This window comes from Massilia timonae CCUG 45783, assembly GCF_000315425.1.
Lineage (GTDB): Bacteria > Pseudomonadota > Gammaproteobacteria > Burkholderiales > Burkholderiaceae_D > Telluria > Telluria timonae.
Genome location: NZ_JH992924.1, coordinates 646,108 through 663,904, shown reverse-complemented (window position 1 = coordinate 663,904; position 17,797 = coordinate 646,108). Strand labels below are relative to the sequence as shown.

The following is a 17,797-nucleotide window of genomic DNA, read 5'->3' as shown; positions in this document are numbered from 1 at the left end:
CCGTGCGCGCCGCCGCGCCAGCAGGACTATAATTTTCACATGCACAGGCTCCGAACAACCCGAACGCTGTATGGCTTGACCGTCCTCCTGACGTTCCTGTTCGGCCTGTTCGTGCCTGCAGTTTCCCATGCCGTGGCCCACGCCACCCAGCAGCCGGCAGCGGCCTGGATCACCGAGATCTGCAGCGCCAGCGGCACCCGCCATGTGACGGTGATCGACGATGCGGCGCAGACCGACACGCCGGCGGTGCCGGACATGTCGCACTGCGAACTGTGCTGCTCGCACCACCACGCGCCACTGGCGCCGCCGGCGCCGGTCCCGTCGGTGCTCGCGCTCGACAACGAGCGCGATCCCTACCCGCCCCTGTTCTACCGCTCGCCGCGTCCGCAGCACGCCTGGACGCCCTCGCAATCGCGCGGGCCGCCGTCTTCGCTTTCCTGATCCGCCCCTCACCACCATTCGGGTGACGCAGCCGATGCGTCACCCACCATGCGTGACGCCGCGAGACGCTGCGTCGCGCGCACAGGATTTGCAATGAAGACTCGCTATCGCCTCCGGCCGCGCAGGCTGGCGCTCGCCCTCGGCTGCGCCCTGGCCACCTTGAATGTCCAGGCCCAGACCACGACCATTCCCACCGTCGAGGTCACGGCCGAAGCGCCGCACGCCAACGGATTACTGAACCTCGACGCCCCGAGCGAAACCGCCAGCCGCCTGGGCCTGAGCCCGCGCGAGACGCCGGCCAGCGTCACCGTGGTCGACCGCGCCCTGATCGAGGTGCGCGGCGCCCAGGACACGCAGGAGATCCTGCGCGCCATCCCCGGCGTCACCGCCCACGATGCTCCCGGCAATATCGGGGTCAGCTACCGCGGCTTCGGCAGCGGCTCGGTCAGCCAGCTGTTCAACGGCATCAACGTGCAGTATTCGATCGCCGCGCGACCGGTCGACAGCTGGATCGTCGACCGCGTCGAAGCCATTGGCGGGCCGTCGAGCTTCCTGTTCGGTTCCGGCGCCGTCGGCGGCACGATCAACACCATCACCAAGCTGGCCGAGACGCGCGAGTTCGCCGAAGGCCGGCTGCGCCTGGGCGCCGACGCGCTGAAGGAAGCCTCGGTCGGCCTGAACCGCCGCGTCGGCGACGGTCACTACGCGCGCATCGACGTCAATCACCGCGACGGCGGCAGCTGGGTCGACGGCGTCGAGCGCCGCGCGACCCAGCTGGCGGCGTCGCTGCGTTCCGACTTCGGACGCGGCTTCACGCATACGCTGGCCTATGAATTCCAGCAGGAAGACGTCGACCGGCCTTACTGGGGCACGCCGCTGCTGAATCCCGTCGCCGGCAAGCTGCGCATCGACGAGGCCACCCGCTTCAAGAACTACAACAGCGCCGATGGCGTCTACGACCAGCGCGTGCAGTGGCTGCGCTCGATCGGCGCCTGGAAGGTCAGCGACGCCCTGCAGCTGACCAACACCTTCTACGTCTATGACGCGCTGCGCGACTACCGCAACGTCGAGAACTACCGCTTCGATCCATCGAACACGCAGGTCATCCGCTCGGCCGCCCTGCTCCAGCGCCACGACCAGACCCTGGTGGGCGACCGCATCGACGGCGTCTACCGCGGCCGCATCGGCGAACGCCGCAGCGACTGGGCGTTCGGGCTGGACTTCGGCATCAACCGCCAGACCCGCTATCCGAACAGCCAATCGGCCACGGTGAGCAGCGTCGACCCGTACGACTTCGTCACCGAGCGCTTCTTCGACGTGCCGAACATGACGCCGCTCTACCGCCCCGACCGCGACAATGAGGTCAGGACCACGGCGCTGTATGTCGAGAACCGCACCGAGCTGGTCCCGAACCTCAATCTGGTCACCGCCCTGCGCCACGAGCGCATCGAACTCGACCTGGTCAACCGGCGCGAGATCACGCCGGCGGCGCCGGCCAGCTTCTCGCGCAACTACAATCCGACCACCGGACGCCTGGGCCTGGTGTGGGACGTCACGCCCGGCATGAACGTCTATGCCCAGTACGCGACGGCTGCCGATCCGCCCTCGGGCGTGCTGTCCACCGCCTCGTTCGCCGACGTGCGGAACAACAGTGAACTGACCACCGGCCGCCAGGCGGAGGCCGGCGCCAAGCTGGATTTCTGGCAAGGCAAAGGCACGGCGACCCTGGCCGCCTATCACATCACGCGCAAGAATATCGCGACCCAGGATCCGGTCAACAGCAACCTGACGATCCTGGTCGGCGAACAGTCCTCGCAGGGCGTCGAACTGGCGCTGGGGCTGCAGCCGACCAGGCGCCTGTCCGTGCAGGGCAACTTCACCTATGCCGATGCCGAGTACGAGACTTACCGCCAGGGCGGCGTTTCGCTGGCCGGGAAGACGCCGACCAATACGCCGAAGACGGTGGCCAACCTGTGGCTGTCGTATGCCGTCACCCCGGCGCTGCAGGCCCACCTCGGCGCGCGCCGGGTCGGCAAGGTGTATGCCGATGCGGCCAACACCCTGTACTGGCCGTCGTATACCTTCGTCGACCTGGGCCTGAGCTGGCGCATCGACCGCAGGCTGTCGCTGGAAGCGCGCGTGCGCAACCTCACCGACCGGCTGTATGCGGCCAACGTCACCGGCACGATGGCCTATCTCGGCGCCCCGCGCACGGCCGACGTGGCGCTGCGCATGGCCTTCTGACGCGAGGGCACGATGGGCGCACGATTGAAACGCTGGCTGTTCCTGGTCCACCGCTGGCTCGGCATCGGCATCTGCCTGCTGTTCGCGATGTGGTTCGCCTCGGGCATGGTCATGATGTACGTCGGCTATCCCAAGCTGACCGAAGAAGAGCGCCTGCAGCGCCTGCCGCCGCTGCAAGCGGACGCGCGCCTGCTGGCGCCGGCGCGGGCGCTGGCGGCGGCCGGCGTGACCGGGCCGCTGGACGAGCTGCGCCTGGCCGCGTCCAGCGGCGGGCGTCCAGTCTACGTCGCGACGCCGGCCGGCCACGAGGGCCCGCCCAAGGGCAGCGGCGCGGTGGTGATCGACGCACTGAGCGGCCAGCGCCTGCGGGCGGTGGACGAGGCGCACGCCATGGCCAGCGCCACGGCCTTCGCCGGGCCGGGTATAGCACGCGACTACCTGGGCACGATCGACGAAGACGCGTTCACCCACTCGCGCGCGCTCGACCCGCACCGTCCGCTGCACAAGGTGCAGCTGGGCGACGCCGAACGCACCCTGCTCTACATCTCGAGCCGCAGCGGCGAAGTGGTGCGCGACGCGACCCGCAGCGAGCAGCTGTGGAACTATGCGGGCGCCTGGATCCACTGGCTGTATCCCTTGCGCGGCAATGCCTTCCAGCCTTACTGGGCCGACATCGTCAACTGGCTGTCCATCCTGGGCATCGCGATGGCGCTCAGCGGGACCGTGGTCGGCATCCTGCGCTGGCGCTTTCGCAAGCCCTACCGCAGCGGCGCGCGCACGCCCTATCCGCACGCCATGATGCGCTGGCACCACGTCACCGGCCTGCTGTTCGCGCTGGTGACGATCACCTGGATCTTCAGCGGCCTGATGTCGATGAACCCGTGGCGCATCTTCGACACCGGCGCGCCGCCGCTGCGCATGGAAGCGCTGCAGGGTTCGGCGCTGGTGCTGAGCGACGCCGACGCCGCGCCGCAGGCGCTGCTGGCGGCAGGCGCAGGCGCCGTGCGCGAGCTGCGCTGGACCCGCGTGCTGGGCGAGAACCGGGTGCTGGCCCAGGCCGCCGGCGGCGCGCCCCGGGTGATCGGCAGCCGTGACGGGCAGCCGGTCGTCATCGATGCGGCCGCGCTGCGCGCCGCCGCGACCGGCCTGCTGCCGGCGCCGGTGGCGCGGGTCGAGCAATTGCGCGACTACGACTTCTATTACTATGCGCGCGATGCGCACACGATGATGGGCGGGGCCATGAAGCCGCTGCCGATCCTGCGCATCGTGTTCGACGATCCGCATGCCACCTGGGTCCATCTCGACCCGCACACCGGCGCCGTGCTCGGCCGCCTGGACCGCGGCAAGCGCACCAGCCGCTGGCTGTTCGCGATGCTGCATTCCTGGGATTGGCTGCCGTTGCTCGAGCGGCGTCCGCTGTGGGACCTGGTGCTGATCGCGCTGAGCCTGGGCGGGACCCTGCTCAGCGTGACGGGGGTGGTGATCGGCTGGCGGCGGCTGGGGCGGAAACTGCGCGAGGCGCGCCACGAAACGATCGTGGGCGCGCCTCGCGGGGAGTTGGCCGGCTAGGTCTGGATAAGGCTTACTGGCCGGCGGCGCCGGCGGCGTGGCGGCGCATGCGCGGCTGTCGGGGACCGTCGGCGCCGGCCGGCAGGCGGTCGACATGGTTGATCTTCGCCAGGCGCAGGAAGGCCAGCACGCGCAGCACCAGGTAGCCCGAGTCGAATTCCCACCACTTCATCGACAGCTTGGCCGAAGCCGGGTTGGCGTGGTGGTTGTTGTGCAGCTCGGCGCCGCCGAAGATGATCCCGATCGGGAAGAAGTTGCGCGAATCTTCCTTGGTCTCGAAATTGCGATAGCCCACCACGTGGAAGATGCCGTTGATGAAGCCCGACGCCCAGAACGGCAGGATCGACAGCTGGAACAGCCAGATCAGGAAGCCGTTCACAGGGCCGAACACCAGCAGTTCGACCGCCAGGAAAAACAGCGCGCCACGGAAGCGGTGCCTGGTATACAGATGCTCGTCCATCCAGTCTTCCTTGATGCCGACGCCATAGGCTTTCACCAGGTCGGCGTCGCGCGCCGCCTTGCGGTACAGGAGGGTGCCCTTGCCCAGGATGGTCCACAGGCCGTGGATGCGCGGGCTGTGCGGATCTTCCTCGGTATCGCACTTGGCGTGATGCTTGCGGTGCACCGCGACCCAGGTCTTGGCGGTGACGCCGTAAGTCGTCAGCCAGATCCACATGCGAAACGCCTGGCACAGGATCGGATGGAAGGTCACGGCGCGGTGGCTGCGCGAACGGTGCAGATACAGCTCGCTGGCGAAGACGGTCATGATGTACGACCCCGCCATGGCCAGCGCGACGCCCATGGGACTGAGCTGGATGAATCCTTCGAACACGGCATTTCTCCCTGTTGTTGTGTTGATCAGGGCTAGGACGTCCTGATATTGCAGAGAGAATAACGGGTGCCGGATGGGTTCAAATCGATGAGAAGAGAGGTATTTATCCCTGTCTTTACCCTTCTTCGCTTCCACCACTACACGATGAGGCCGCGCTGGCGCGCCTCCTTCACCCATTGCGGGTACTCGTTCATCAGGAGGTCGTACAGCGCGCCGTCGGAATGCTCGTCGGGCGAGGCCACCGAGAAGAAGTCGGCGTTGTCGATCAGGCGGCCATCGAGTTCGTCCAGCTTTTCCAGGAACGGAAAGTCCGAGTCGGCGAAGTTGGCCAGGGCCCTGGCTTTCGATTTGCGGCCCTTGCCGATGCCCATGAACTGCCAGAAGATCGGTTCGCGGCTGGCCCAGCGCAGCTGGCGCTCGGTCAGCGGCTTGTCCGAGGTCGAGCCATCGGTCACGAACATCACGTACACCGGCACCTCGGCCTTGACCGGGGCCTTGCGCTCGCCGCCCCCGTCATCCGGAAAGTAATGCCGGCGCACGGCCTCGATCGCGGCGCCGTAGCGGGTGTCGCCCTCGAGCGGATGCTTGTCGATGATGCGCTTGATGTAGTTCGACCAGTTCGAGAGGCCCATCGGCGCGCCGTGGTGCACGTTGCGGCCGAACAGGAAGACGTCGATTTCGCCGTCGTCGTCGAAGCGGCAGCCCAGCGCCAGGATGCGCTCGGCGAACTGCTGCACCAGGCCCTTGCGGTACAAGGTGCTCATCGAACCCGAGATGTCCAGCACCAGGCAGACCTTGGCCCGGTGCTGCGCCAGGCCGGCCTTTTCGAGCGATACCGCCGCCGACTTGACCAGGTTGACCAACTGCGGCGCGGCTTGCGCGACGCGCTTTTCCAGGTCGACCGCCGCGGCGCGCGGTAAGGCCGGGGCCGGGGCGGGCGCCGGTGGCGCAGGCGGCGGCGTTTCATCGGCCACCGCGCCGCCGAAATGCCGCACCAGGGCGTCCAAGCCGCCATTGAAGCCCTGGCCGACCGCCATGAAGCGCCAGCCGCCGTCCTTGCGATACAGCTCGCCCAGCATGACCGCCTTCTCGCCGACGAAATCGCGGCCACTGAAGTCGAAGCGCGCGAATTCACCCTGCGGACCGGCGAGGCGCAGGCTACCTGCCTGCAACTGCGCCATGAGCGCGCCGCCGTCGGTGCTGGCCACGATGCTGAGCCGTTCGACCCAGGCCGGCAGGCTGGCGAGCCTGAAGCTGAAACCTCGGCTATCGGCGCCAACGCTGGCTTGCGCCACGCCGCCGCAGGGTGTCGCCGGCTGGTTGAAGAAGGTCATGTAGCGCTCGTCGGCCAGCTTGCCGCCGGCGTCGAGCGCGAAGCAGGCAAAGTCCAGCGCCAAGCCCTGGGCCGACAGGCCGGCCTGCAGGACGCCGTCGGGAGCCGATTGCGCCAGGGGCAGGCGCTCGCCGCGTTCCAGCTGTTTCATCTCTCCCTCCAGTCAGGTTGAACGCGTGGACGGAAAATCCGTCCACCCCACGATATTACCGTTCGATCAGCCCTTGTCGAGCGGCTGGGCGTACCCGTCGTCGAGCCGGCTCACGATCACGGTCGCGATGCGGCGCTCCAGCACCTGCGCCACCTCGAATCGGAAGCCTTCGATCTCGACCGCGTCGCCCACCTTCGGCAGGGTGCCGAAGCGTTCCAGCATCAGGCCCGCCAGCGAGGTGTAGTCGTCGGTGTCGCCCACCAGGGCGTCCACCTCGAGCACCTGCTCCAGGTAGTGCAGGTCGGCGGTGCCGTCGACGCGCCAGCGGCCCGGTCCGAGCTCCTGCACCACCGGCTGCTCGTCCTCGTCGGGGAATTCGCCGGCGATCGCTTCCAGGATGTCGATCGGCGTCACCAGGCCCTGCAGGGTGCCGTATTCGTCGGCGATGATCACCAGCTGGCCATGCGAGCGCTTGAGGCGGTCCATCACCTTCAGCACGCCACTGGCGTCGGGCATGATGATCGGCGCGCGGATATGGGCCTGGTCGATCGCGCCCGACTGGGTCAGGTCGGCGATCAGGTCCTTGGCGCGCGCCACGCCGATCACTTCGTCGAGCTGGCCTCGGCACACCGGGAAGAAGCCGTGCGGCGTGGCCAGCAACTGGGCGCGGATGGTGTCGGCGTCATCCTCGATATTGATCCACGAGATCTCCGAGCGGTTGGTCATGATCGAGCGCACCGAGCGCTGCGACAGGCTCAACACGCCGCTGACCATATTGCGCTCCTCGGCCTCGAACGCCGGTTCCTCGGCGGCCTGCACCTCGGCTTCCGGCTCGTCGTGGTGGTCGGCGCCGCGCTTGCTGCCCAGCAGGCGCAGCACGGCGTCGGCGGTGCGGTCGCGCAGCGGAATGTGCGCCTCTTGCTTGATGAAGTTGCGGCGCGCCAGCTGGTTGAAGAACTCGATCACCACCGAGAAGCCGATCGCGGCGTACAGGTAGCCCTTCGGGATGTGGAAGCCCAGGCCTTCGGCGATCAGGGAGAGGCCGATCATCAGCAGGAAGGACAGGCACAGCACGACGACGGTCGGATGGGCGTTGACGAAGCGCGTCAGCGGCTTCGATGCGAACAGCATGACGCCCATCGAGATGATCACGGCGGCCATCATGACGCCGAGCTGTTCGACCATGCCGACCGCGGTGATCACGGCGTCGAGCGAGAACACGGCGTCGAGCACGATGATCTGCGCCACCACGGCGGCGAAGCTCGCGTATTCGCGCTTGCCGCTCTGGACATGCGATTTGCCTTCGACGCGCTCGTGCAGTTCGATGGTCGCCTTGGCGAGCAGGAAGATGCCGCCGATCAGCAGGATCAGGTCGCGCCCCGAGAACGACAGGGTGCCGACGGAGAACAAGGGTGCGGTGAGCGTGACCAGCCACGAGATCATCGTGAGGAGGCCAAGGCGCATGATCATGGCGAGGGACAGGCCGAGGAGTCGTGCCTTGTCGCGCTGATGCGGGGGAAGTTTGTCCGCCAGGATGGCGATGAAGATCAGGTTGTCGATGCCCAGGACGATCTCGAGCACGACGAGGGTGAGCAAGCCGACCCATATATTCGGGTCAAGTAGCCATTCCATTGGAGAGTTTTGTAGTTAAGGAAGGGGCATTGTACGCGATCGTGTCGGCATCGGGGGAGAACTGCCGGCGCCAGGGCGCCGGCCATCGCGCTCGACAGGTGCGGCGGGTGGAATGCGAACAGTCTGGCGCAGCGCCGCGAACCGTCGCCTTGCCGACCGATTCGGTGTAGAGTCCGGCCTGGCCGCATGCACCCGGCGATAACAATAACGGAGAACCACCATGCAGCACCACGACCGCGCCGACGGCGCCGTCAACGTCCAGGACTTCCTGAACGAACACCGCTTCTCGCCCTATCAATGGCTGATCTTCGGCCTGTGCTTCGTGATCGTGCTGCTCGATGGCTTCGACACCGCGGCGATCGGCTTCATCGCCCCTTCGCTGGTGCAGGACTGGGGCGTGACGCGCCCCGCCCTGGCGCCGGTGCTCAGCGCCGCGCTGTTCGGCCTGGCCGCCGGCGCCATGGCGGCCGGCCCGCTGTCGGACCGGGTCGGGCGCAAGCTGGTGCTGGCGCTGTCGGTGCTGCTGTTCGGCGCCGCCTGCGCCTGGTCGGCGTTCGCGAGCGGCGTCACCGAGCTGGCCATCCTGCGCTTCATCACCGGCCTGGGACTGGGCGCGGCGATGCCGAACGCCGTGACCCTGATGAGCGAATTCTGCCCCGACCGCAAGCGCGCCCTGCTCACCAATGCGATGTTCTGCGGCTTCCCGCTCGGCGCCGCGCTGGGCGGCTTTCTCGCGGCCTGGATGATTCCGTTGTGGGGCTGGCGCAGCGTGCTGCTGCTGGGCGGCCTGGCGCCGCTGCTGGCGGGCCTGTTGATCATCCTGCTGCTGCCGGAATCGGTGCGCTTCCTGGTCGGGCGCGGCGCCGGCCACGAACGCATCCGCGCCATCCTGCGCCACGTCTCGCCAAGCGCCGACGCTGCCCACGCCTTCGTGACGCGCGAGGCCGCCCCGGCGGACCAAGCCGGCGGCGGCATGCAAGTGATCCTGTCGCGGCCCTACGTGGTCGGCACCCTGATGCTGTGGCTGACCTATTTCATGGGGCTGGTGATCTTCTACGCGCTGATCAACTGGATGCCGCTGCTGCTGCGCGACGCCGGCCTGTCGGCCAAGGACGCGACCCTGGTCTCGGCCCTGTTCCCGCTGGGCGGCGTGGGCGCGGTGCTGGCCGGCTGGCTGATGGACCGCTACAACGCCAACGCCGTGATCGCGGCCTGCTTCGCGCTGACCGCCGCCACCATCTTCGCCATCGGCCAGAGCGCCCACGATCTTGCGCTGCTGATGGCGGTGGTGCTGGGGGCCGGGCTGGCGATGAACACCGCGCAGGCGTCGCTGCCGGCGCTGGCGGCAGCCTTCTATCCGACCCGCGGCCGCGCGACCGGCGTGGCCTGGATGATGGGCATCGGGCGGCTGGGCGGGATCGCGGGCTCGTTCCTGGTGGCGGAACTGGCGCGGCTGCGCTTCGGGATCGAGGGGATCTTCGGCGTCGTGGCGCTGGCGGGGATCGTGGCCACGCTGGCGCTGCTGGTCAAGCTGGCCGCGGAACGCGCCGGCAAGCGGCCGGCGTAGCGCTCAATCGGCGACCGGCGCCGCCTTGCGCGCCGGCAGCATCGGCTCGAGCAGCTGGCCGCCCAGCGTGGGCGGGCACGGCGTGTCGGTCCCGACCTCGGCCGGCCAACTCTTCGGCAGGTAGTGGCTGCCGAACACGCGGTCCAGGAATGGCAAGGTCGACGCGTAGTTACGGTTGATGTGGTCGTGGCGGCTGTGGTGCCAGTGGTGGAAGGCCGGCGTCGTCACCAGCCATTCCAGCGGCCCGAAACGCCAGCGCAGATTGGCGTGGATGAAGAAACCCCACACGATGCCGAGCGCGATCAAGAGCGCCGGCGTGCCGCTGCCGGCCATGCCCGGGCTGGCCAGGCCGATGACGTACAAGGGCACCAGGCCGAACAGCCGGGTGATCACCATGTCGACCGGATGGCTGCGCGTATTGGCCAGGAAGTGCATGCGCTCGGTGCTGTGATGCAGCGCGTGGAAGCGCCATAGCCAGGGAATTTCGTGGCTGAGGCGGTGCCCCCAATAAAAACCCGTTTCGGCGATCACGAAGGCCAGGCCGATGCGCAGCGCCTGCGGCAGGTCGGCCACGGCCGTCTTGAGCGCGGCCGGCACCAGGTAATGAGCAGCGGAGGCCAGCAGCGCCATCGGCACCGAGAGCACCACGACCGGCACCAGGCTGCTGATGAAGTAATAGGCCAGATTGTGGCGCAGCTCGGGATTCGGCTGCTCGTGGCGCACGCCGAACCAGCGCTCGAGCGGGACGAACAGCGCCGTCAGCAGCACGAGCCAGATGCACAGCCGCAGCGCGGTCATGGCGAATTCGGCGAAGGTGACGTTCATGGTGGAAACGGTGTCGCGATGCGGAGGTTGTCGCCGGACCGGCGGCGCCCGGCTGCAGAGGACTGCAGCCGGTGGATCGGCGTATCAGGCCTGGCCGCCGCTACGGCTGCGGCGGCGGGCTGTGAAGCCAATCAGGCCGAGGCCGCCCAGCAGCATGCCCAGGGTTGCCGGTTCCGGCACTTCGGCATTCAGGGCGACGTTATCCAGCAGCATGAACGGCGGCGCGCCGGCGCCGCTGCCGTGCACCAGGAAGCTCAGCCATTCGCTGGCGCTGGTGGCGGTGAAGGTCATGGTGGCGGTCTTCCAGCCGCTGAAGCCGCTGTCGACGATGCTCAGCAGTTCGGACTGTTGCTTGACGCCGCCGAAATCGACTTCCCAGTAATTGTTGTTGTTCGGGCCCCTCTCGATGACCTGCTGGGCCAGCGCGAAATCGAAGGTCAGCGTATAGGTGTCGCCGATCGTCAGGCCGTTGACCTGCTGCTTGAGCGGACCCGGGAAATACATCCAGTCCGAGGCGAAGAAATTGCCGCCGGTTGGAGAGGCGCTGTAACCATTGCTCAGACCAGTCGTGCGGTATTTGTCTTTCAACCAGATCGCGGACTTGTCGGTGTTGGCGATATCGCCATTCAGGACGAAGTTGTAGCGGCCATCCTTGCCATAGCCACTTTCCCAGTACGCCAAGGTAGTACGGTCGGTGCGCGTCGTGGACGTGCCGCCGGCGAGCTGCTTGTTGCCGCCGTTGGTGGTCTCTTCGAAGTTGCCGTTCTTGATGAGGTTCGCATGAGCGGCATTGGTGCTCAGTACCGAGGCGGCCAGCAGGGTCAGCAGGAATGGTTTGATGCGCATGGCGCGGACTCCAGAAAATGGTGGATGGCGGTGAGAAAGCGCCGGCGTTTTCTGGGCCGGTCTGAACGTGAGCGGGACAATATCTTCCACGCCATTTCGACGCGTGAATAATTGATAACTATCACGAATTATTGCACTGAGATTATTCTATCAGAATCATGATTGAGGAAATTCAATATTCTATAGATAACAATATTTTCTTATGGGGAATGTTTTTACAATTTCCATTGATGTGTCAGGCATGCGCTCCGCGGAGATTTCGCAGGAACACCCGGTAATCAAGGCTGTGACCGGAAAATCGATTCGTGAAGGACGGGGGCTAAAGGTTACATATGCAGCGCAAGAACGGAGATGGTGACCGGGCCCGCAGACGAATTGCACAGCTCGGCGGACTAATAGTAGGGCTACCAAAAAACAACAGTCGGTCGATGTCCCGCATCGATCGGCAATAATGACCAGCGATGAAGGGGCCAGCATGCCGACACGGGAAGATATCGTTCTACTAGCGTCCTATAACGCGTCCATGAATGCCAAGGTGTATTCCGCTGCGGCGACCTTGCCTGCGGACGCGCTGAATGCCCACCGAGGCGCCTTTTTTGGCTCGATCCTCGGCACGCTGAATCACATCGTCGCCGGAGACACCATCTGGCTGCAACGTTACCAGGGGCATCCGACAACGTTCTTCGCGCTGGCGCCGATGCGGGATATCGCAACGCCCACCGGACTGACGCATATCTACAGCGACGATCTCGAGGTGCTGCGCGAACATCGCGCGCGGCTCGATGCGATCATCGAGGCGCTGGCGGCGGAGTGTTCCGACGATGACCTGGCGCAGCCGGTCACGTACAAAAGTGCACGTGGAGCGTTCCGGAAGAAATTCGGGAGCCTGCTGCTGCATTTCTTCAACCATCAAACGCATCACCGCGGTCAGGTCAGCACGCTGTTGACGCAGTCGGGCGTGGATATCGGGGTCACCGACCTGATCGTTTCGATTCCCGACGAGCCCTGACTACGGTCTGCCGCCCTGCTCCATCGTGTGAGCATAAAACGCCTGGCCGTTCTTTCCTTGCCCTTTGATGTGGTACATCGCGACGTCCGCATGGCGCATCAGTTCGTCGATCGTTTCACCATCGTGGGGAAAGACCGCGATGCCGATCGATGCGGAGATCGTCACCGCCTTTCCGTCCAGGTCGAACGGCATATTCAGGCATTCCAGGAATTTGTCGGCGACCACGCGCGCGTCGTCACGGGTATGCAGGTCGGGAAGAACGGCGGTGAATTCATCGCCACCCTGGCGCGCGAGCGTGTCGCCCTTGCGCAGGCAGCCTTTGAGACGCGCCGTCACCTGCAACAGCAATTCATCCCCCTTGTCGTGACCGAGCGTGTCGTTGACGACCTTGAACCGATCGAGATCGATGAACATGGTCGCCAACTCGGTCCGGTTGCGCCGGGACTGCAGGATCGCCTGGCCAAGCCGGTCCTTGAATAGCAGGCGGTTTGGGAGATTGGTCAGGACGTCATGGTAGGCCTGGTGAAGGATGATGGCTTCCGCCTGCTTGCGCGCCGTGATATCGCGGGCGATCCCGTAGGTGCCGATGTATTTCGCCCCGCCCGGTTCCGCATGGTCCAGGTGCATGCCGACCGCATTGAGCGATACGGTGATCGATGCGTCGACGTTTTGCGCCGGGCTGGCATTGGACCGGCACGTCATGCGCAGCTCGACGTCACGCGACGCCCGGTCGCCGGAGCGCCGCTCGTTGAAGGCATAACGCGCCCTGGCGAAATCTTCCTCGTGCACCAGCACCGAATAATGCTGGCCAATCAGTTCGCGGCGATCGTAGCCCAGCATTTGACAGGCCCGGTCGTTCACGAAGGTAAACCGTCCATCCGGTTCGACCATGTAGATGAGATCCGGCGACGTATCGACAATGTAGCGGTAAGTGCGCTCGGACATTTCCAGTCGATGCGCCATGTCGCGGTTGGTTTGCCGAAGCCGGCGCAGGGTCAGGACGTGATCGATGGATTTGAACAAGTCCTGCTGGCTGAATGGCTTGCGCAGGAAATCGTGGGCGCCGCGCCGCATTGCCCCGATCGCGGCGTCGATCTGGACATTCCCACTGATGACGATGACCTCAGTTTCGATGCAGTGATGGTTGATGAAGTCCATGACATGGTGGCCATCCATGTCTTTCAGGCTGAGATCGAGCAGGACCAGGTCGTACCGCGTGCTGGACAGGGATGCCAGCGCTTCGGCGCCGGAGCTTGCCGTGTCGACGTCGAAATGTCGCTGGCGGAGCAGCTCGTGCAGCGAGGAGAGCATGCGCGGCTCGTCGTCCACGAGCAGCAGCTTGATCGACTGGTTGGCGGCGGCGATCGGCAAATTTGGCGCAGAAAATGAATTATCACCGATCGTGAGTCGCGATTTTCTCGGGAATAGATTCATGTGTCTATGGGCGCGAACGGCTCACGCAGTGGAGCATCGTCAGGATGAAGTATGTTTAGGCGGATGGGCTTGTGCTTGCCACCTTACCATGGACGGGTCTGTTCAAATACAAATTGACAACTCTCAAAGTCAGTCATTAACAATTTCCCAAGGAAAATATTAGGCGTGCGTTGCGCGGACAGAAAATTGGCCGCCCGTGACAGCCGACTGTTTCTCAATTCTAGTGGTGTCAACGGCGATTGAAAACTGATACAGATTTCGTCGTCCCAGCGATTTAAAACTGATACACCGCCGTCGCCGAACACCGTCCGTGTTCAGCCCATTTCTGCAACATCGCTCCCCCTCATCATCCCGGCCTGTCGCTGGTGCTTCAGCCGGTAGCTCTCACCTGCAATCGGCACGATATGCGCATGGTGCAGCAGCCGGTCGAGCAGGGCCGCGGTGAGCGTCGTATCCTGCGCAAAGGTCGTGTCCCATTGTCCGAACGGCAGGTTACTGGTCACGATCAGGCTGCTGCGCTCATACAAGGCCGCGATCACCTGGAAGAACAGGTTGGCCTGTTCCCGGTTCATCGGCAAGTAACCTATCTCGTCGATGATCAAGAGCCGATATGCCTTGATCGCGCGGTGCATCACCGCTTTCAAATTGTTCTGCGTATGCGCCGTCGTCAGTGCCAGCATGAGGTCGGCCGCCGTCGTGAAGCGCGTCTTGATGCCGGCCTGCGTGGCCTTGTAACCCAGTGCCATCGCCAGGTGCGTTTTGCCTACACCGCTCGGCCCGACCAGTACCACGTTCTCATGCCGCTCGACGAATCCCAGGCCGGCCAGCTCCTCGACTTGGCTGCGCTTTACGCCTTTGGCGAAGTCATAGTTAAATTCGTCCAGCGTCTTCACCACGGGGAATCCTGCCAGACGGGTCATCGTGTTTTGCTTGCGCACGTTGCGCCCAGCTGCTTCCTCCCTCAGCAGCCCCTCCAGGAAGTCGCTGTAGGCCATCTCCTGTTTCGCTGCTTTCTGGGTTGCGGCGCCGTAGCCCTGTGCCACGAACGGCAGGTTCAGGCTCTCGCACAACGCCGCGATACGCTCATGCTGCAGGTTCATGCCGCCACCCCTTCCGATACCCGCACCAGCAGCGCGTCATACACCTGCAACGGATGCTGTACCGGAGAAGGTTGCGCGATCCGCTCCACCACTGCTGCCGGCCGCGGCGCCGCAGGTGCTGCAGCAGCCGGCTGCGGCCTGGCTGCCGCGATGTCCGCCCGCCACGGTGCCGGCAGCGCTTGCAGGTGCTCCACTTCCCGCTTCAAGGCTTCGGCTGGCGGTTCTCCGGTCGTGCCGTGGATGCGCGCATTGGCCACTTCGCGCAGCCAGTGGGCCACCTCGACGTTGGCCGTCACGACGTCGAGCTTCTGGCCGCTCTGTGCCAGCCGGCTCGCCAGCGGCACATAGAACGATCGGCGCAGGTAGCCGTTGAACCGCTCGACCTTACCCTTGGTCTTGGCCCGGTACGGCTGGCACAGCTTGATCACGAAGCCGCTATGCCTGGCATAGTCCAGGAAGCCGGCGTGGAAGCGGTGCTCGCCCTCACCGTACGCATCGCGCTCCAGTACCACCGTCTTCATATTGTCGTACAGGACCCGCCGCGTCACGCCGCCGAACGCTGCAAAGGCGCGCTCGTGGCAGGCGATCAGGGTATCCACCTTCATGTTGTTGACGAACTCCACGTAGCTGGCCCGGCTAAAGCCGAGCGTCGCGCAGAACGCGTGCAATGGCGCGCTGCCTTTACGAAATTCGACCCAGTCCACCTGCAGCTGCTCACCCATCGCCGTCTCGAAACGCACCACCGGATCGGCGGGAGGCGCCGGGCGCAAGGTGCGCACGAAGGCCCTCAACTGGCTCATGCCGCCCTCGTAGCCGCGCGCGGCAATCTCGCGGTACAGCACGGTGGCTGGAATCACGTCGGGCTGAGCAGCTTGCTGCCGATCCCTCAGGTACTGCTCGAACTGCGCCAGCTTCGTCTGGCGTTTGACTTTGCGTTCGTACTTCGGCACGGCCTCCAGGGCCAGGTGCCGGCGCACCGTGTTCACTGCACAGCCTACCTCGGCGGCGATCTGCCGAAGGCTTAACCCATGCTTCTTCAGTAGTTGGATTTCCACGTACACCTCTTTGGGTTTCAAGGCCGCTCCGCAAAGCGGCCATCTTCTCAAAATGGTGTATCAGTTTTCAATCGCTGCCTGTATCAGTTTACAACCGCTGCTGACAAGTGGGGAGTGAGTTTGCCTCCGATAGGCTATGAATCTATCTATGCTTTGCTGATTTTCCGTTGCGGGTCAATTGCTTAGCGTGGGTGGCCTGCACTACAAAACCGCCCTCGGAGCAGCGGAGCATCAACTAAGCTGGTCAGGTCTGTGACGTTTGCCTCATCACGCTACCTGCGACGTAGGCGCGGACCTCGCCCTCATCCTGCTACGGAAGATCGGGCTGGCCGATGCGGAGCAGATGCTTGTCGGCGCTGTGCGTCGCGCGCCGTGATCAACCGTGCGATGACGCGGCCAGTGGAGCGCAGGCCGTTCATTTGTCCCGAGACAAAGATCGACAGCCTGCTGGCGCCGACCGAGACTGACTCGATCAAGCGGCTCCTGCGCGCTCGCGCTGATGTTGACGCCAACCAATTCTCCCAGGCAGCGCATCGGTCACGATGGCCTCTCCGAATTGGGAGGACAAGATGGCTCGAAAACAGCAGACGGCGACATACGCGGTGGCCCTATTGGTGGCCATGCTGCCGGTCGAGGTGCCCGCGGCACCCTATATCCCAACCTTAACCGGCGAAAAGTTCGTTCGGGACATGTTGGCCGCGCCTGACAACGGTGCCGCTTCAATGCGCCGTGAGCGCGCGATGGGCTATATGGATGGCGTCATGGATGGCACGGCCGGCCTGCTTTGGTGCCCAGCAGGCCAGCACGTTGGACATGAGCTCAACTACCTGGCCGCTGAGCAAATGAAGTCACTGCCAGCGGAGCAGTTGAAGAAAGGCGCTGCGCCGCTCGTCGTGGCTGCCCTGGCCAAGATATATCCGTGCCCGATCAAAAGGAGGCCGTCGTGAGACCGCCACTGCTCACTGTGATGATGCACTATCCCAACCGCATTAAGCGTGAAGACCTGTATGCCGATATTGGCTGGAATGACCTCGTCGACAACAAGGCTTACAACGACACCTGTGCGATCCGCATGAGCTATGGCCTGCTCATGGCCGGGGTGAGTTTGCCTGGCGCACGCATGAAGGCGAAGGCTGGCGTCCTCAAGGGCAGATACATGGAGCCGGGCCAAGCCAGACTATCGAACATACTGCGGCAGCAGTGGGGCGCGCCCGAGGTCTACAAGGGTGAGCATGCGGCGCGCAACGGAATCGGCTTGCGCACAGGCGTGGTGTCGTTCTTTCGCATTGGCGGAGGCCACGGCGGACACATTGACTTGGTCGTACACAAGCCCGGGGGGAGGTTCCAGGATTGCGCTCGAGTCTGCTTTTGGGATTCGGAGACGATCTGGTTCTGGCCGCTAACGTAACTCCGCCAGTCGGCGTCGGCGGACGATCGGTACGGGACGAGCAAGAATTGTCGCAGTGGCTAGAGAACCTGAGCGGTGGCGTCAAGAAACAGCCCAGTTAGCGATGTGGGTAGAAATGGGGGAGGCAGAATTGAGAAAGCCCCTACATAGGGGCTTTTGGTATTCTTGGCGGAGAGAGGGGGATTCGAACCCCCGATAGGCTATGAACCTATACACGCTTTCCAGGCGTGCGACTTAAACCACTCATCCATCTCTCCTGATGGGTCGACGTGGGAACACCACGAAGCCGCCTATTATAGCAAGTATTCCCAGCAGTACAAGGCCGATAACGGTGTCGAACGTGTGAACGGC

General features: G+C 64.7%; 15 protein-coding genes and 1 tRNA gene. 7 read left to right on the top strand and 9 right to left on the bottom strand.

The window, feature by feature from the left end:
* Nucleotides 1-75 precede the first annotated feature (75 nt).
* The 3 genes from HMPREF9710_RS18080 (at nucleotide 76) to HMPREF9710_RS18070 (ending at nucleotide 4,254) form a co-directional block, all read left to right on the top strand.
* Complete coding sequence (locus HMPREF9710_RS18080; RefSeq protein WP_229409856.1) at nucleotides 76-441, top strand: DUF2946 family protein; 366 nt, start codon at nucleotides 76-78, stop codon at nucleotides 439-441.
* A gap of 93 nt (nucleotides 442-534) precedes the next feature.
* Nucleotides 535-2,685 carry a TonB-dependent receptor gene (locus tag HMPREF9710_RS18075; protein WP_005668685.1) on the top strand — a complete coding sequence of 717 codons (2,151 nt, stop codon included), beginning with the start codon at nucleotides 535-537 and terminating at the stop codon, nucleotides 2,683-2,685.
* A 12-nt stretch (nucleotides 2,686-2,697) separates the two neighbouring features.
* Entirely contained in the window at nucleotides 2,698-4,254 is a 1,557-nt protein-coding gene (locus HMPREF9710_RS18070; RefSeq protein ID WP_005668684.1) for a PepSY domain-containing protein, read from the top strand.
* Nucleotides 4,255-4,267: 13 nt separating this feature from the next.
* Here HMPREF9710_RS18070 and HMPREF9710_RS18065 read toward each other — a convergent pair whose 3' ends face one another.
* From HMPREF9710_RS18065 to HMPREF9710_RS18055, 3 genes are all read right to left on the bottom strand, one after another.
* Complete coding sequence (locus HMPREF9710_RS18065) at nucleotides 4,268-5,086, bottom strand: fatty acid desaturase (protein ID WP_005668681.1); 819 nt, start codon at nucleotides 5,084-5,086, stop codon at nucleotides 4,268-4,270.
* A gap of 137 nt (nucleotides 5,087-5,223) precedes the next feature.
* Nucleotides 5,224-6,570, bottom strand: a complete 1,347-nt coding sequence (locus tag HMPREF9710_RS18060; protein ID WP_005668679.1) for a VWA domain-containing protein — start codon at nucleotides 6,568-6,570, stop codon at nucleotides 5,224-5,226.
* A gap of 66 nt (nucleotides 6,571-6,636) precedes the next feature.
* A complete protein-coding gene (locus HMPREF9710_RS18055; protein ID WP_005668677.1) occupies nucleotides 6,637-8,202 on the bottom strand; it encodes a TerC family protein in 1,566 nt (521 codons plus the stop codon).
* 220 nt (nucleotides 8,203-8,422) lie between these two features.
* Here HMPREF9710_RS18055 and HMPREF9710_RS18050 point away from each other — a divergent pair, with 220 nt between their 5' ends.
* Nucleotides 8,423-9,769, top strand: a complete 1,347-nt coding sequence (locus HMPREF9710_RS18050; RefSeq protein WP_005668676.1) for an MFS transporter — start codon at nucleotides 8,423-8,425, stop codon at nucleotides 9,767-9,769.
* Between the two features lie 3 nt (nucleotides 9,770-9,772).
* Here the strand turns inward: HMPREF9710_RS18050 and HMPREF9710_RS18045 are convergent, their stop codons facing one another.
* Together HMPREF9710_RS18045 and HMPREF9710_RS18040 are read right to left on the bottom strand one after the other, a co-directional pair.
* Nucleotides 9,773-10,594: a sterol desaturase family protein gene (locus HMPREF9710_RS18045; RefSeq protein ID WP_005668675.1), complete on the bottom strand. Its 822-nt coding sequence runs from the start codon at nucleotides 10,592-10,594 to the stop codon at nucleotides 9,773-9,775.
* Between the two features lie 84 nt (nucleotides 10,595-10,678).
* The gene (locus HMPREF9710_RS18040; RefSeq protein ID WP_005668674.1) at nucleotides 10,679-11,440 is read right to left on the bottom strand and encodes an FxDxF family PEP-CTERM protein; all 762 of its coding nucleotides are present in this window, start codon (nucleotides 11,438-11,440) and stop codon (nucleotides 10,679-10,681) included.
* A gap of 475 nt (nucleotides 11,441-11,915) precedes the next feature.
* On the opposite strand from HMPREF9710_RS18040, the gene HMPREF9710_RS18035 reads away from it, so the two are divergent.
* Nucleotides 11,916-12,449 carry a DinB family protein gene (locus tag HMPREF9710_RS18035; RefSeq protein WP_040777392.1) on the top strand — a complete coding sequence of 178 codons (534 nt, stop codon included), beginning with the start codon at nucleotides 11,916-11,918 and terminating at the stop codon, nucleotides 12,447-12,449.
* Here HMPREF9710_RS18035 and HMPREF9710_RS18030 read toward each other — a convergent pair whose 3' ends face one another.
* From HMPREF9710_RS18030 to istA, 3 genes are all read right to left on the bottom strand, one after another.
* Complete coding sequence (locus tag HMPREF9710_RS18030; protein ID WP_051205139.1) at nucleotides 12,450-13,820, bottom strand: GGDEF domain-containing response regulator; 1,371 nt, start codon at nucleotides 13,818-13,820, stop codon at nucleotides 12,450-12,452.
* A gap of 377 nt (nucleotides 13,821-14,197) precedes the next feature.
* Nucleotides 14,198-14,983, bottom strand: coding sequence for an IS21-like element helper ATPase IstB (istB, locus tag HMPREF9710_RS18025; RefSeq protein WP_005663619.1), 786 nt, complete (start codon nucleotides 14,981-14,983; stop codon nucleotides 14,198-14,200).
* A complete protein-coding gene (gene istA / locus HMPREF9710_RS18020) occupies nucleotides 14,980-16,059 on the bottom strand; it encodes an IS21 family transposase (RefSeq protein ID WP_005663623.1) in 1,080 nt (359 codons plus the stop codon). Before istA ends, istB begins: the two co-directional genes overlap by 4 nt.
* A gap of 548 nt (nucleotides 16,060-16,607) precedes the next feature.
* Here istA and HMPREF9710_RS26675 point away from each other — a divergent pair.
* Nucleotides 16,608-16,985, top strand: coding sequence for a Rap1a/Tai family immunity protein (locus tag HMPREF9710_RS26675; RefSeq protein WP_005668670.1), 378 nt, complete (start codon nucleotides 16,608-16,610; stop codon nucleotides 16,983-16,985).
* Nucleotides 16,982-17,446, top strand: coding sequence for a T6SS effector amidase Tae4 family protein (locus HMPREF9710_RS18010; RefSeq protein WP_005668668.1), 465 nt, complete (start codon nucleotides 16,982-16,984; stop codon nucleotides 17,444-17,446). The genes HMPREF9710_RS26675 and HMPREF9710_RS18010 overlap by 4 nt, the downstream gene beginning before the upstream one ends.
* A gap of 166 nt (nucleotides 17,447-17,612) precedes the next feature.
* Here the strand turns inward: HMPREF9710_RS18010 and HMPREF9710_RS18005 are convergent.
* Nucleotides 17,613-17,703: transfer RNA gene (locus tag HMPREF9710_RS18005), tRNA-Ser, on the bottom strand.
* Nucleotides 17,704-17,797: the final 94 nt, after the last annotated feature.

Excerpts from the sequence above, each read along its gene's own strand:
- HMPREF9710_RS18075 (WP_005668685.1), top strand. The coding sequence starts at position 535 with ATGAAGACTCGCTATCGCCTCCGGCCGCGCAGGCTGGCGCTCGCCCTC.
- HMPREF9710_RS18070 (WP_005668684.1), top strand. The coding sequence starts at position 2,698 with ATGGGCGCACGATTGAAACGCTGGCTGTTCCTGGTCCACCGCTGGCTC.
- HMPREF9710_RS18060 (WP_005668679.1), bottom strand. The coding sequence starts at position 6,570 with ATGAAACAGCTGGAACGCGGCGAGCGCCTGCCCCTGGCGCAATCGGCT.
- HMPREF9710_RS18055 (WP_005668677.1), bottom strand. The coding sequence starts at position 8,202 with ATGGAATGGCTACTTGACCCGAATATATGGGTCGGCTTGCTCACCCTC.
- HMPREF9710_RS18050 (WP_005668676.1), top strand. The coding sequence starts at position 8,423 with ATGCAGCACCACGACCGCGCCGACGGCGCCGTCAACGTCCAGGACTTC.
- HMPREF9710_RS18045 (WP_005668675.1), bottom strand. The coding sequence starts at position 10,594 with ATGAACGTCACCTTCGCCGAATTCGCCATGACCGCGCTGCGGCTGTGC.
- HMPREF9710_RS18040 (WP_005668674.1), bottom strand. The coding sequence starts at position 11,440 with ATGCGCATCAAACCATTCCTGCTGACCCTGCTGGCCGCCTCGGTACTG.
- HMPREF9710_RS18035 (WP_040777392.1), top strand. The coding sequence starts at position 11,916 with ATGCCGACACGGGAAGATATCGTTCTACTAGCGTCCTATAACGCGTCC.
- istB (WP_005663619.1), bottom strand. The coding sequence starts at position 14,983 with ATGAACCTGCAGCATGAGCGTATCGCGGCGTTGTGCGAGAGCCTGAAC.
- HMPREF9710_RS26675 (WP_005668670.1), top strand. The coding sequence starts at position 16,608 with ATGGCTCGAAAACAGCAGACGGCGACATACGCGGTGGCCCTATTGGTG.